We start from the raw sequence: 14,372 nt of genomic DNA, 5'->3' as shown, positions 1-14,372 counted from the left end.
TTAGCCGGAGGCGTAACCCACCATCTTGGCCGCGAAACGGTGGTTACGCATCGTTCATCCACGCTGCGGTCTGTAGCAGCGCCACGTAGCGCGCGTCAGCTCACGCGCCGGTCGCGGTTCTCCCAGTACGGCCGCCGCAACTCGCGCTTCAGGATCTTGCCGGCGCCGGAGAGCGGCAGCGGTGTCGAGGTGATGTCGACACTGCGCGGACACTTGTAGCCGGCGATCAGCGCCTTGCAGTGCTCCATCAGCTCGTCCGGCGTGGCGCTGGCGCCGCTCTTCATCACGACGACGGCATGGACCTGCTCACCCCAGCGCTCGCTCGGGATGCCGATCACGGCGCATTGCGCCACCGCAGGATGCTGCGCCAGCGCGTTCTCGACCTCGGCCGAATAGACGTTCTCGCCGCCGGAGATGATCATGTCCTTGACGCGGTCGACGACGTAGACGAAGCCGTCCTCGTCCATGTAGCCGCCGTCGCCGGTGTGCATCCAGCCGTCGATCACCGCGCGCGCGGTCTCCTCCGGCCGTTCCCAATAGCCCATCATCACGACGTCGCCGCGCACCGCAATCTCGCCGACGGTGCCCGCCGGCACGATCTTGTCGTTCGCGTCGACGATCTTGACCTCGCAGCCGAGCGTGGCGCGGCCGGCAGCGCGATGCCGGCCCTTGGCGCGGCCCTCGCCGATATGCTCCTTCCAGTGCAGCAGCGTTGCGATCGGCGACAGCTCGGTCATGCCGTAGGCCTGGGTGAACTCGACATGCGGCAGCGCCTTCATCGCGCGCGTCAGCACGGCATCGCTGATCGGCGAGGCGCCGTACGAGATTCGTCGCAGCGATGACAGGTCGTAATTGCCGAGGGTCGGATGATCGACGAACATCTGGATCATGGTCGGCACCAGCAAGACGTCGGTGACGCGCTCCTTCTGCATGGCCGCTGCGACGCCCTCGGGCGTAAAGCTCTGGATCACGACATTGGAGCCACCGGACAGCAGCACCGAATACATCGCCGCGCCGTTGGCGAGGTGGAACATCGGTGCGGCGTGCAGGTACACCGAGGTGCCCGGCCACAGGCCTTCGCCGAGCGCGTTCAGCGCGTTGGCCATCAGATTGCCGTGGCTCAGCATCACGCCCTTGGAGCGGCCGGTGGTGCCGCCGGTATAGAAGATGCCGGCGAGGTCGCTCGCGCCGCGCATCGCGTCCGGGATCGGCTGGTTGTGCGCGATCAGAGTCTCGTAGTTCTCCATGCCCTCGGGCGTCGCACCATCGTCGGCATAGACGAGGGTCAATCCTGGAATGGCCTTGGCCAGCGTCGAGCCGACCGGCGCGAACGCCTTATCGACGAACAGGATCCCAGCGCGGCAATCACGCAGCGCGTCCTCGTTCTCGATCTGCGACCAGCGGATGTTGAGCGGGACGATCACCGCGCCGGCCCAGCCGACGGCGAGATAAAGTTCGAGATAACGGTCGGAATTCAGCGACAGGATCGCGACGCGGTCGCCGTCGCTGGCGCCGATAGCGCGCATGCCGGCGGCGAGTCGGGCGACGCGGTCGCCGACCTCGCGCCAGTTGCGACGCCGCTCACCGCAGACGACCGCGAGCCCGTTTGGATTGACCTGCAGCGCGCGCCGCAGTCCGTGCGTGATGTTCACTCCTGTCCTCCCTTGCTGCGTTTCCCGTGCGAGGCGGTTTGTCCGCCTTCTTGCGCGTTGTCGTCGCGACGATCCCCTCGGTCAGGCGGATCGCGAATTCCTCGGCGACCGCCTTGCCGGTCATCGGGCCGCCGGGCTGAAACCAGTGACCGATCCAGTTCAACGAGCCCGCGATCGCGAAGGCCGAAAGCTTCGGATCGCACGACCTGATTGACCCGTCGTCGATACCCTCGGCGATATAGCTGCGGAAGGCGCGGTCGATCCGCCGCTTCGCCGTCTGCACGATCTTGCGATTGTCCTCGTTGAGATCGCGGAGGTCGAAGCGGACCAGGCTCTTGCCGTAGTCGGTGGTCATCAGCTCGGCGTAGCGGACGGTCAGCTTGCGCAGCTTGTCGAGGCCGCTGCCGCCGCCGGCCGAAGTCTCGGCGATGCAATCGTCGACCAGCTCGTTGCCGAGCGACCAGCACTCGAACAGGATCTCGTCCTTGCTGCGGAAGTAATTGTAGAGTGCCGGCTTGGTGATGTGGAGTCGCTTGGCGACATCGTTCAGCGTGGCGCGGTGATAGCCCTGTTCCAGGAACAGCGCGACGGCAGTGCGCAACACCGCTTCGCGCTTCTCGTCGCGGGCGCGACGCCGGCTTTCGAACGGCAGCCAGGGCGAGGGGGAGTTGGAGGAGGGAGCGCGGGCGTCCATGGCGTGCGGTGCGTGTCGCATTGACTCCAGGAAATGTGCCGTATATTACCCATGGGTAATAAATAGTCCAGGGAGTAATTTCGGGAGGACGACCATGACGTCGCGCGCCTATGTTGCCGGGGTCGGCATGATCCCGTTCGTCAAGCCCGGCGCCAACGCGCCGTATCACGTGATGGGCGCGGAAGCCGCCAAGCTCGCGCTGGCCGACGCCGGGGTCGATTACGGCCGTGTGCAGCAGGCCTATGTCGGTTACGTCTACGGCGACTCCACCTGCGGGCAACGCGCGCTCTATCCGGTCGGCATGACCGGCATCCCGATCGTCAACGTCAACAACAACTGCTCGACCGGGTCGACCGCTCTGTTCCTGGCACGGCAGGCGATTGAATCAGGCGCGGCCGATTGTGTGATGGCGCTCGGCTTCGAGCAGATGAAGCCCGGCGCGTTAGGGGCTGTCTTCACCGATCGCCCCAGCGCGTTCGACGATTTCGATGCCGCCGCCGCCAAGCTGGTCGACGCGCCCGGCGTGCCGCTGGCGCTGCGCTATTTCGGCGGCGCGGGCTTAAGCCACATGAAGAGATACGGCACGCCGCTGAACGCCTTCGCCAAGGTGCGCGCGAAAGCGAGCCGCCATGCCAAGAACAATCCGCTGGCGCTGTTCCGTAAAGAAGTCACGGCCGACGACGTGATGAACGACCAGGTGATCTGGCCCGGCGTGATGACGCGGCTGATGGCGTGCCCGCCGACCTGCGGCGGCGCCGCAGCGATCCTGGTCTCGGAGAAATTCGCCGACCAGCACGGCCTCAACAAGCAGGTGCGCATCGCGGCGCAGGCGATGACGACGGATACGCCCTCGACCTTTGCGGCCGGCGACATGATGCAGGTGGTCGGCTACGACATGGCGCGCGATGCCGCAAAGAAGGTCTATGAAGAGGCCGGCATCGGGCCTGACGATCTCGACGTCGTCGAACTGCATGATTGCTTCGCCCACAACGAGCTGATCACTTATGAAGGGCTTGGGCTGTGCGGCGAGGGCGAGGCGGCGCGCTTTATCGATGACGGCGACAACACCTATGGCGGCAGGATCGTGACCAATCCGTCCGGCGGCCTGCTCTCGAAGGGCCATCCACTCGGCGCCACCGGACTTGCGCAATGCTACGAACTGACGCGGCAGTTGCGCGGCATCGCGGCGGCCACGCAAGTGGAGGGCGCGCGGATCGGGCTGCAGCACAATCTCGGCCTCGGCGGCGCCTGCGTCGTGACGCTCTACGAGCGTGCCTGAGGTCCCGCATGGTCGATCTGTTCTGCTCCCAGGAATCGAATTACATCAGCGGTCGGGTGATCGTCGCGGGCGGCGGTCTGCCGATTTGATTGCGAGGGCATGATGCAATACCGATCGTCCTGGATGACCGAGGAGCTGGACACCTTCCGTGACCAGTTCCGCAAGTTTCTCGCCAAGGATCTGGCGCCGCACGCCGAGACCTGGCGCGCGCAGAAACTGGTCGACCGCTCGGCCTGGCGCGCGCTCGGCGAGATGGGCGCGTTGCTGCCGAGCGTGCCGGAGGCCTATGGCGGTCTCGGCACCACCTTTGCCTATGACGCCGCCGTGCTCGACGATCTCGAGAGCACGGTGCCGGAGCTGACCACCGGCGTCTCCGTGCACAGCGCGATCGTCGCCCACTACATCCTCAACTACGGTTCGGAGGAGCAGAAGACGCGCTGGCTGCCCAAGATGGCGTCCGGCGAGATGGTCGGCGCCATCGCGATGACCGAGCCCGGCACCGGCTCGGATTTGCAGAGCGTCAAGACCACGGCGAGGAAGCAGGGCAATTCCTACGTCATCAACGGCCAGAAGACCTTCATCACCAACGGCCAGGCTGCCGATCTCGTCGTCGTGGTCGCGCGCACCGGCGGTCCGGGCGCCAAGGGGCTGTCGCTGATCGTGGTCGAGACCGCAGGCGCGGAAGGGTATCGGCGCGGCCGCAACCTCGACAAGATTGGCCTGCACGCCTCCGACACCTCCGAATTGTTCTTCGACAATGTCGTGGTGCCGCCGGAGAACCTGCTCGGAAGCGAGGAGGGCAACGGCTTCGTGCAGTTGATGCAGCAACTGCCGCAAGAGCGGCTGTCGCTCGCGATCGGCGCCGTCGCCTCGATGGAGCGCGCGGTGAAGATCACCGCTGAGTACACCAAAGAGCGTAACGCGTTCGGCAAGCCCCTGCTCGAGTTCCAGAATACCGCCTTCAAGCTGGCCGAGCGCAAGACCGAGGCGATGATCGCCCGCGTCTTTGTCGACTGGTGCGTCGAGCGCCTGGTTGCCGGCGATCTCGATACGGTGACGGCCTCGATGGCGAAATGGTGGTGTTCGCAGAAGCAGGTCGAGACTGCGGACGAATGCCTCCAGCTCCACGGCGGCTACGGCTACATGCAGGAATATCCGATCTCGCGGATGTTCATCGATTCCCGCATCCAGAAGATCTATGGCGGCACTAACGAGATCATGAAGCTCCTCATCGCGCGCTCGCTGTGAGGCTGGCAACCGTTCTGCTGCGTCACAAGCGCCATAACCCCTCATCCTGAGGAGCCGCGAAGCGGCGTTTCGAAGGATGCAGGCCGAAGGCGGGGCCTCATGGTTCGAGACGCGCGTTCCGCGCTCCTCACCATGAGGGGCAACGCGGCGTCCGCAGACGTGCTGGGCCGATCGGGCAGCAACCGCCCGTTCTGCGGAAATCGGTGACGCCGCCGCGCTGTCCTTTCCCTGTCGCATGGCTCGTCGTTGCCGCGGTCTCCCGCGGCGACTTCGGCCTTGCGCCGTATTTCCGTCTATCATACCCCGTTCGGAGCAATCCGCGCGACGCCTCGACACGCGCCACTATCCGTTAGGGAGCCCTCATGACCAAAAGCAATGCCCGCACCGGAGGCCAGATCCTGATCGACCAACTGGTCGCGCAAGGGGTGGAGCGCGTTACCTGCGTGCCGGGCGAGAGCTATCTCGCGGCGCTGGACGCCCTCCATGACAGCCCGATCGATGTGATGATCTGTCGCGCTGAAGGCGGGGCGGCGATGATGGCGGAGGCCTATGGCAAGCTCACCGGACGTCCGGGCATCTGCTTCGTGACCCGTGGCCCCGGCTCGACCAATGCCGCTCATGGCGTGCACATCGCGATGCAGGACTCGACCCCCATGATCCTGTTCGTCGGCCAGGTCGACACCGGCATGCGCGAGCGCGAGGCGTTCCAGGAACTCGACTACAAGGCAGTATTCGGCACCATGGCGAAATGGGCGGTCGAGATCGATCGCCCCGACCGCATCCCGGAACTGGTCGCGCGCGCCTTCCGTGTCGCGTTGCAGGGCCGCCCCGGTCCTGTCGTGATCTCGCTGCCCGAGAACATGCTCACCGAGACCGCGGCGGTCGCCGATGCGCCGCGCGTCGAGCCCGCCGCAACCTGGCCGGCGCCATCAGATCTCGAGCGTCTCGGCGCGATGCTGGCCTCGGCCAAGGCGCCGATCGTCGTGCTCGGCGGCTCGGCCTGGACGGCGGAGGCGGCCAAGGGCATTGCGCGCTTTGCCGAACGGTTCGATCTGCCGGTCGCGACCTCGTTCCGCCGCGCCTCGTTGTTCGATGCCGATCATCAGCATTACGCCGGCGACCTCGGCATTGGCCCCAGCCCGAAGTTAAAGGACCGCATCACCGGTGCCGACGTTATCCTGCTGATCGGCGGCCGCATGTCGGAAATGCCGTCCTCGTCCTATACGTTGCTCGACATTCCGGTACCGCAGCAGAAGCTCATTCACGTCCATCCCGGCTCTGACGAGCTCGGTCGCGTCTATCAGCCGGCGCTCGCGATCCAGGCAACGCCGGCCGCCTTCGCCGCCGCGGTCGAGGCCATGAAGCCATCAGCAACGCCGGCCTGGAAGGGTGAGGCCGCGAAGGCGCATGCGGACTATCTCGCCTGGACCGAGAAGCCGCGCGAATTGCCCGGTAACTTCCAGTACGGTCAGGTCGTCACCTGGCTGCGCGACCGGCTGCCGAAGGACGCGATCGTCTGCAACGGCGCCGGCAATTACGCCGGCTGGCTGCATCGCCACCATCGCTTCCACGCGTTCGCGGCCCAGCTTGCGCCGACCTCGGGCTCGATGGGCTACGGCGTGCCGGCGGCTGTGATGGCCAAGCGGCACTTTCCGGATCGCGTCGTCGTGGCGTTCGCCGGTGACGGCTGCTTCCTGATGAACGGGCAGGAGTTCGCCACCGCCGTGCAGTACGACGCGCCGCTGATCGTCGTCATTATCGACAACGCGCAATACGGCACCATCCGCATGCACCAGGAGCGCGATTATCCGGGCCGCGTCGTCGGCACACAACTGAAGAATCCGGACTTCGCGCTCTACGCCAAGGCGTTCGGCGGCCACGGCGAACGCGTCGAGCGCACCGAGGACTTCGCGCCGGCATTCGAGCGCGCGCTGGCCTCCCGCAAGCCCGCAATCCTGCATTGCCTGGTCGATCAGCGCGCGCTGTCGGTCGGCAAGGACTTTGTGCCGCAGCAGGCGGCGCGTTGATGGCACAGCCTGCGGGTCGTCACGTCGCGATCATCGGCGCCGGCGCGGTCGGCGTCATCAGCGCCATCGAGGCCTTGCGCGAAGGCCATCGCGTCACGCTGATCGATCCGGGCGAGCCTGGAGGTGAACAGGCGGCGAGCTATGGCAATGCCGGCTGGCTCTCGTCGCATTCGGTAATCCCGCCGGCCGAGCCGGGCACCTGGAAGAAGGTCCCTGGCTATCTGATGGATCCGCTCGGGCCGCTGGCGATCCGCTGGTCCTATCTGCCGAAGGCCTTGCCCTGGCTGGTCAGGTATCTGCTGTCGAGCTGGACCGAGGCGCAGGTCGAAGCCACCGCGCGGGCGATGCGCGATCTCTTGAAGGATGCGCCGCTGCTGCACAGGCAACTCGCCGAAGAAGCCGGCGTGCCTGAATTGATCGAGCGGCGAGGGGTGATGCACGTGTTTCCGTCCCGCGCGCCGTTCGACCGCGATCTCGGCTGGCGCATCCGCAAGCGCGTCGGCATCGAATGGCTGGAGCTCGATGAAGACGAGATGCGCCAGCGCGAGCCCGATCTCGATCCGCGCTACAAATTCGGCGTCGTGGTGGAGGAGGCCGGGCGCTGCCGCGATCCCGGGGCCTATGTCGCAGCGCTCGCCAGTCTTGCGATCGCGAACGGCGCCGTCCGCGTCGCGGCCAAGGCAATCGGCCTAAAGCTCGACGGCGACAAGCTCGTCGCCGTGGTCACCGAGCGCGGCGAGATCGCCTGCGATGCCGCCGTCGTCGCCGCCGGCGCGCGCTCGAAGCAACTCACCGCATCGATCGGCGATCCGCTGCCGTTGGAGACCGAGCGCGGCTATCACGTCATGATCGAGGATCCGGAATCGGGTCCGCGCAATTCGATGATGGCGTCAGACGCCAAGATGGTCGTCAACTGGACCGACAAGGGTCTGCGCGCCGCGGGCACCGTCGAGATCGCAGGGCTGGACGCCGAGCCGAACTGGAAGCGCGCCGAGATCCTGCGCGACAATCTGCTCAGCATGTTTCCGAAGCTGCCCAGGACTATTCCCGCATCACGCATCAAGACCTGGTTCGGCCACCGCCCGAGCATGCCCGATGGACGGCCCTGTATTGGCTATGCGCGCGCCACCCGCGACGTCGTTTACGCGTTCGGCCACGGTCATGTCGGTCTGGTCGGCTCGGCGCGCACCGGCCGGGTCGTCGCGCAATTGGTGAGCGGCAAACAGCCGGAGATCCGGCTTCAGCCGTTTGCGCCGTCACGTTTCCTCTAGCCGCGGCGCCGGCCTCAGATCTTGCCGCGCCGCGGTGGCGGCGGGTGCGATCACGTGTCTTGGCCGGTGCAGGCTGATCGCCGGCGATGCTTGATGTCTTGCGTTTGACCGAGCAGGGCGCGGACAACCGTCTTCGTGCTGCTTTCGTCCTGCTGCCTAAAAGCGAGATGAGTTTGGGTCGATCGACTCGCCGGGGCGTCGGTCCACCTCTCACCGTTGGGAGAGGTCGGATTGCGCTCGGCGATGCGAGGCATCGTCCGGCGCAATCCGGGTGAGAGGCGTTGCGCTCTCGACAGACCGTAACCGCAGAGATCGCCGTCTCGGTTGCCCTTTGTTAATTCAATGGCGAGGTTGCCCGAGTTCACCGACGCCAGCAGATTCAATCGGTTCCTACGCCGAAGCGACGCATGGTCCGAATTTTGGAACCAATGGAATGCTCTCGCATTGCAGGACACATGAATTGCATCTCGTGCAATAGGCCGATGGCCAGCGACGGAGCCTCTGGTTTCCGCTGCGCCGAGTGCCGGGTCTTCATCCGTTTTTTCGAACTCGATCTTGATGCTGCGACTCTTGGCGGGCTTCGCCACGGAGACCCTCCTTGGGCTTCGACGGCGATGCGGCATACCGTGACGCGGATTCCCGATAGCGCGCAAATGCAATCCTCGAGCGATTGATCGGCGAGCCGCGGCGCTGCCTGGGCCGCCGTCGCTCGCCAGCGCTGCGCTGTTGGGCAAGCGAGCGACGGCGGCTCCGAGAGGATGGTTCGGCCGGACCCCATGATCAATTTTGCTGAACTTGACGCACAGAACTGTGCGATCGGCACCCGGCTTTCCCCGCGCCTTCTTTCAGAGCGGCGAAACGAGATGCACAGCTCGGACACATCATGTCGCGAGAAATGCGGAGTCACATCCCTCTCAGTCGTCATGCTCGCGCAGGCGGGCATCCAGTACGCTGCGGCCTCTCGGCTCAAGCACTGGCGTCTCTGGAATACTGGATCACCCGCATGCGCGGGTGATGACGGCACTACGCTGTTTGACAGTTAAATCGCAAACTCGCGTCCGCCGAGCGAAGCGACTTGTCCGTCGAAGCCTTGGCGAAGGCGGAAGCAATCCATGGTTCCGCATATGTGACACAATGGATTGCTTCGTCGCGGAGCCTGTCATCGGGCGCGCGTTCGCGCGACCCGTTGGCTCCTCGCAATGACGGCGTGAGACATCGAGCGAAAACTATTCTCACCGTCGTGCGTCCTCTACTACTACCCGATCTTCACGACCATCTTCCCCAGCGCGGCGCGGGTCTGCATGGTCTTGAACGCGGCGCGGAAGTCATCAAATGTGAAAACCTTGCCGACGACGGGCGTCAGTTTGCCATCGTTCAGCCAGGCCGACAATTGCGTCATCACGCGCGTTTGCGCGTCCGGTTCGCGGCGCGCGATTTGGGCGGCGTCGACGCCGATCAACAGGCCGCCTTTCAGCAGCGGCAGATTGAACGGCAGCGCAGGGATGCTGCCGGCGGCAAACCCCACCACGAGATGACGGCCGTTCCAGGCGATCGAACGGAAGGCCTGCACGGAGACCTCGCCGCCGACGGGGTCGAAGATCACGTCGGGGCCGTGGCCGCCGCTCGCCTCTTTCAGCGCATCGCGCCAGTCGGACTTCGTGTAATCGACGACCGCATCGGCGCCGAAGCTTGCGGCGAAGTTGCGCTTCTCTTCGGTCGAGGCCGCGGCGATGACGCGCGCGCCGAGCAGCTTGCCGATCTGGATCGCGGCAATCCCGGTGCCGCCGGCGGCGCCGAGGACGAGCAACTGCTCGCCGGTGCGCAGCCGGCCGCGTTCGCCGAGCGCGTAGAGCGCGGTGAGGTAGTTGGTGCGGAAGGCAGCGCCGGCCTCCATCGACAGCCCGTCGGGCATGATCTCGGCCGCGGCGGCCGGCACGACGATCTGCTCGGCGAGTGCGCCCGAGCGCGCCGCGCCCATCACACGCATGCCCGGCGCAATGCCGGTGACGCCGTCGGCGACGGCATCGACCACGCCGGCGAACTCGGCGCCGGGGGTGAAGGGCAGGGGATCTCTGGTCTGGTAGCGGCCCTCGACTTTCAATCCATCGACGAAGCCGATGCTCGCGGCCTGCACCCGGACCCGGATCTGTCCCGGCCCAGGTTCGGGCGCGGCGATCTCCTTCAGTCCGATCTGGTCAATGGGCGCATATTGCTCGACGACGACCGCCTTCATTGTGTCCTGCTCGCTGGTTCGTTTCCTCTGATGAGAGAAGGTATGTCATGTCCGTTGTTCTACGGGGAGGCCCTTCGCGCATGCCGCGACGGTCGTTGCGGAAAGCCAGCATCTTCAACGACATCACGAAAAGAGGCGCATTTACCCGTTGTTATCCCTACCGAATTCAGTAACGCGTCCTTAATGGCAGCAACGCTAGGGTTTTTCCACGCGGCCCGCGTTGGGCTGCGCGCCGTCCAGGACAGGCGGCTGTCGCGTTCGCGTTGGAGTCTCTGATGGATATCATGACAGGCGCCGGGCTGTTGGCTGGCACGATTGTCATTTCGGTCATGATGTTCATGGGCGGCGACCTGCACATGTTCATTTCCGAGCACGCCATCATCATCATCTTCGGCGGCTCGATCTCGGCGACCATGATCCGCTTCCCGCTCGGTGTGATGCTGCATGGCCTGCCGCTCGGCGCAAAATATGCTTTCACCATGAGCCGGCTGTCGGCGCGCGACCTCGTCGACGAGCTCGCCCGCATCGCCGAGATCGCCCGCAAGCAGGGCCCGGTCGGGCTCGAAAAGGTCGAGACCGACGAGCCGTTCCTCGCCAAGGGAATCCGTTATGTCGCCGACGGTTACGACCTCGAATTCATCCGCGACAACATGGAACGCGATCGCGACAATTTCCTGATGCACCTCGATGAAGGCAGCAAGATCTACCGCGCGATCGGCGACTGCGCGCCGGCCTTCGGCATGATCGGCACGCTGATCGGCATGGTGCAGATGTTCGCCAACATGACCGACCCCTCCAAGCTCGGCCCGTTCATGGCCACCGCGCTGCTCGCGACGCTGTACGGCGCGCTGGTCGCCAACCTGTTCTGCCTGCCGATCGCCGACAAGCTGCACGGCAAGTTGCTCGACGAGGAGACCAACCGCACGCTGATCATCGACGGCATCCTGATGATCCGCGATTCCAAGAGCCCGGCGCTGGTCCGTGAAATGCTGCTGGCCTATCTGCCGGAGAAACACCGCCAGGAGGAGGGTGAGCCCGTTCCGGCTTGACGATCCGGACCGACGCTCTCGGGACAGCAGCGATGGCAAAGAAGAAGCGCGGCGACGCCCACACCGGAGGTCACGGCTGGTTCGTGACCTTCGCCGACCTGATGGGACTGATGATGAGCTTCTTCGTGATGCTCGTCGCCTTCTCCACCATGGACAACAACAAGCTGAAGATCGTCGCCGGCTCGATGCGCGATGCCTTCGGCGTGCAGAGCAACGTGCGCTATTCCGGCATCGTCGAGTCCGATGGCCTGCCGACGCGGCCGAAGCTGAAGAATGTCGACCACATCTCGCCGGAGGAGTCCTCCGCCAATCCTACTCCGGACGAGAAGGAGCGCAGTCAGATCAATGGCGCCCGGCTAAAGATCGACCGCGAGTTTGCACTGGCCTCCGCTTCGCTGAGGCAGGCGCTGCAGGACATGCCTGAGCTGACCGAGATCTCCAAGAACATCATGTTCGAGGAGACGAAAGAGGGACTCAACCTCGAGATCGTCGACCAGGATGGCCGCTCGATGTTCGCCGACGGCTCCAGGGAGCCGTATGACCGCACCCGCCGGCTGATCCAGAAGCTCGCCGCGCCGCTGAAGGCGACGCCGCTCCGGATTGCGATCGTAGGACATACTGCCGCAGGTTTCGTGCCTGCGCGCAGCGATTACGACGGCTTCGACCTGTCGGCGGACCGCGCCAATGCGGTGCGCCAGATCCTGGAGCGGGAAGGATTGCCGCCGTCCCATATTTTCGCGGTTTCCGGCAAGGCTGACGGCGAACCGCTGTTTCCCGACGATCCAACGCTTCCCGCCAATCGTCGCGTGACCATCACGTTAATGCGCGAAAATCCACCGTTGCCGCCAGACTTGAAACCGTAAATCTGAGGTATCATGTTGCTGTAGGCGCGGCTGTGTTGCTCTGTTGACACGCGCGACGGAAGCGTCGATAGCCGCGCGGATCAAATCAACCGATCGAGCGTTCCAACCTCGCCATGGCTGTCAGCGTCTCATCCACCGAAGCCCAAGAGGGGCAAGGCACCTCGGGCTTCTGGGCCCTGACGTTGGGCAGCATTGGCGTGGTGTTTGGCGACATCGGAACTTCGCCACTCTACGCATTCCGCGAGGCGGTAGGCGGCGCCGCGCACGGCCAGCCGGTCACCCGCATCATGGTGCTCGGTGTGCTCAGCCTGATTCTGTGGGCGCTATTCACCGTCGTCACCGCGAAATACGTGCTGTTGCTGCTGCGCGCCGACAACAACGGTGAGGGCGGCACGCTGTCCCTGATGGCGCTCGGCCAGCGCGCGATCGGAAGCCGGAGCTGGCCGCTACTGGTGCTCGGCGTGATCGGCGCCTCGATGTTCATCGGCGATTCCATGATCACGCCGGCGATCTCGGTGCTGTCGGCAGTCGAAGGCCTCAAGCTCGCCACCCCGCATCTCGAGCACTATGTGGTGCCGCTGACGATCCTGATTCTCGTCCTGCTGTTCTCGGTGCAGAGCAGCGGCACCGCGCGGGTCGCCTCCGCCTTCGGGCCGGTGATGGTGGTGTGGTTCGCCACGCTGGCGGCGATGGGGCTCGCACATATCTCCGACAATCCGTCGGTGCTGGCGGCGATCAATCCGTACTACGCGGTCCAGTTCGTGCTGACCCACGGTACCATCGGCCTGGTGACGCTGGGCGCGGTGTTCCTCGCGGTGACCGGCGGCGAGGCGCTGTACGCCGACCTCGGGCATTTCGGCCGCAAGCCGATCCAGTCCGGCTGGCTGTTCTTCGTGCTGCCGTCGCTGCTGCTGAACTATTTCGGGCAGGGCGCGCTGGTGCTGTCCGATCCGGCCGCGATCGAGAACTCGTTCTACCGGATGGTGCCGGATGTGCTGCTGCTGCCGCTGGTGGTGCTCGCGACGGTAGCGACCGTGATCGCAAGCCAGGCCGTCATCACCGGCGCCTATTCGCTGATCAGCCAGGCGGTGCAACTCGGGCTGCTGCCGCGCTTCGAGGTCCGCTACACCTCGGAGACCCATGCCGGCCAGATCTATTTGCCGCGCGTCAACCGGCTGCTGCTGATCGGTGTGCTGCTGCTGGTGCTGCTGTTCCGGACCTCGAGCGGGCTCGCTTCCGCTTACGGCATCGCGGTCTCCACGACCATGGTCGCCGACGGCATCATGGGCTTCATCGTGATCTGGAAATTGTGGAATTGGCGCGTGGCGTCGGCGGCGGCGTTGATCCTGCCGTTCGTGATCATCGACATGACCTTCTTCAGCGCCAACCTGCTGAAGCTGCTCGAGGGCGCTTGGGTACCGCTGCTGTTCGGCGCGACTGTCGCGATCATGATCTGGACCTGGCTGCGCGGCGCCGCGATCCTGGTGGCGAAGACCCGCCGCACCGAGGTGCCGCTGCGCGATCTGATCCACAGTCTGGAGAAGCGGCCGCCCCATGTCGTGAAAGGCACGGCGGTATTCCTCACCAGCGACCCGAACTTCGTGCCGACCGCGCTGCTGCACAATCTCAAGCACAACAAGGTGCTGCACGAGCACAACGTGATCCTGACCATCGAGACTGCGCCGACACCGCGCGTCGATCTCTCCGAGCGGGTAAACATGGAGAAGATCAGCGACAAGTTCTCCACCGTGCGGCTGCGCTTTGGCTACATGGAATCGCCGAACGTGCCGAAGGCGCTGGCGATCGCCCGCAAGCTCGGCTGGCAGTTCGACATCATGGCGACGTCGTTCTTCGTGTCGCGCCGTTCGTTGAAGCCGGCGGCGCAATCCGGCATGCCGCAGTGGCAGGATCACCTGTTCATCGCGATGAGCCGGTCGGCCAACGATGCCACCGACTATTTCCAGATCCCGACCGGGCGGGTCGTTGAAGTCGGTACTCAGGTAACTATCTGACACGGCTATAGGAATCACAGAAAAGCACGCATCAACCCATGCAT

General features: G+C 65.0%; 11 protein-coding genes. 7 read left to right on the top strand and 4 right to left on the bottom strand.

The genetic code is table 11. The features are described 5' to 3' along the window. Window positions 1–95: 95 nt before the first annotated feature. Both P6U25_RS22265 and P6U25_RS22260 read right to left on the bottom strand, forming a co-directional pair. The gene (locus P6U25_RS22265; protein WP_407146914.1) at window positions 96–1,652 is read right to left on the bottom strand and encodes an acyl-CoA synthetase; all 1,557 of its coding nucleotides are present in this window, start codon (window positions 1,650–1,652) and stop codon (window positions 96–98) included. Beyond that, window positions 1,582–2,367: a TetR/AcrR family transcriptional regulator gene (locus P6U25_RS22260; RefSeq protein WP_407146913.1), complete on the bottom strand. Its 786-nt coding sequence runs from the start codon at window positions 2,365–2,367 to the stop codon at window positions 1,582–1,584. Before P6U25_RS22260 ends, P6U25_RS22265 begins: the two co-directional genes overlap by 71 nt. A gap of 73 nt (window positions 2,368–2,440) precedes the next feature. Between P6U25_RS22260 and P6U25_RS22255 the strand changes: the two genes are divergently transcribed. The 4 genes from P6U25_RS22255 to P6U25_RS22240 all read left to right on the top strand — a co-directional run bounded on the left by P6U25_RS22255 (window position 2,441) and on the right by P6U25_RS22240 (window position 8,171). Further along, the gene (locus P6U25_RS22255; protein WP_407146912.1) at window positions 2,441–3,625 is read left to right on the top strand and encodes a lipid-transfer protein; all 1,185 of its coding nucleotides are present in this window, start codon (window positions 2,441–2,443) and stop codon (window positions 3,623–3,625) included. Window positions 3,626–3,727: 102 nt separating this feature from the next. Further along, entirely contained in the window at window positions 3,728–4,873 is a 1,146-nt protein-coding gene (locus P6U25_RS22250) for an acyl-CoA dehydrogenase family protein (protein ID WP_407146911.1), read from the top strand. A gap of 362 nt (window positions 4,874–5,235) precedes the next feature. Then, window positions 5,236–6,900 carry a thiamine pyrophosphate-binding protein gene (locus P6U25_RS22245; protein ID WP_407146910.1) on the top strand — a complete coding sequence of 555 codons (1,665 nt, stop codon included), beginning with the start codon at window positions 5,236–5,238 and terminating at the stop codon, window positions 6,898–6,900. Further along, window positions 6,900–8,171, top strand: coding sequence for an NAD(P)/FAD-dependent oxidoreductase (locus tag P6U25_RS22240; protein ID WP_407146909.1), 1,272 nt, complete (start codon window positions 6,900–6,902; stop codon window positions 8,169–8,171). Before P6U25_RS22245 ends, P6U25_RS22240 begins: the two co-directional genes overlap by 1 nt. A gap of 50 nt (window positions 8,172–8,221) precedes the next feature. Here the strand turns inward: P6U25_RS22240 and P6U25_RS22235 are convergent, their stop codons facing one another. Together P6U25_RS22235 and P6U25_RS22230 are read right to left on the bottom strand one after the other, a co-directional pair. After that, on the bottom strand, window positions 8,222–8,758 hold the full coding sequence (locus P6U25_RS22235) for a hypothetical protein (protein WP_407146908.1): 537 nt from the start codon (window positions 8,756–8,758) through the stop codon (window positions 8,222–8,224). Window positions 8,759–9,426: 668 nt separating this feature from the next. Continuing rightward, entirely contained in the window at window positions 9,427–10,404 is a 978-nt protein-coding gene (locus tag P6U25_RS22230) for an NADPH:quinone oxidoreductase family protein (protein WP_407146907.1), read from the bottom strand. A gap of 275 nt (window positions 10,405–10,679) precedes the next feature. Here P6U25_RS22230 and P6U25_RS22225 point away from each other — a divergent pair, with 275 nt between their 5' ends. The 3 genes from P6U25_RS22225 to P6U25_RS22215 all read left to right on the top strand — a co-directional run bounded on the left by P6U25_RS22225 (window position 10,680) and on the right by P6U25_RS22215 (window position 14,328). Next, window positions 10,680–11,453 carry a motility protein A gene (locus tag P6U25_RS22225; RefSeq protein WP_280979499.1) on the top strand — a complete coding sequence of 258 codons (774 nt, stop codon included), beginning with the start codon at window positions 10,680–10,682 and terminating at the stop codon, window positions 11,451–11,453. 32 nt (window positions 11,454–11,485) lie between these two features. Further along, complete coding sequence (locus tag P6U25_RS22220) at window positions 11,486–12,316, top strand: flagellar motor protein MotB (protein ID WP_407146906.1); 831 nt, start codon at window positions 11,486–11,488, stop codon at window positions 12,314–12,316. Window positions 12,317–12,429: 113 nt separating this feature from the next. Then, window positions 12,430–14,328, top strand: coding sequence for a potassium transporter Kup (locus tag P6U25_RS22215; RefSeq protein WP_407146905.1), 1,899 nt, complete (start codon window positions 12,430–12,432; stop codon window positions 14,326–14,328). The last annotated feature ends 44 nt before the right edge of the window (window positions 14,329–14,372 follow it).

The organism is Bradyrhizobium sp. ORS 86, from assembly GCF_045571475.1.
In the GTDB taxonomy this organism is placed as follows: Bacteria; Pseudomonadota; Alphaproteobacteria; order Rhizobiales; family Xanthobacteraceae; genus Bradyrhizobium.
The sequence above is the reverse complement of the archived record's forward strand: the minus strand, read 5'-3'. Positions and strand labels throughout refer to the sequence as shown.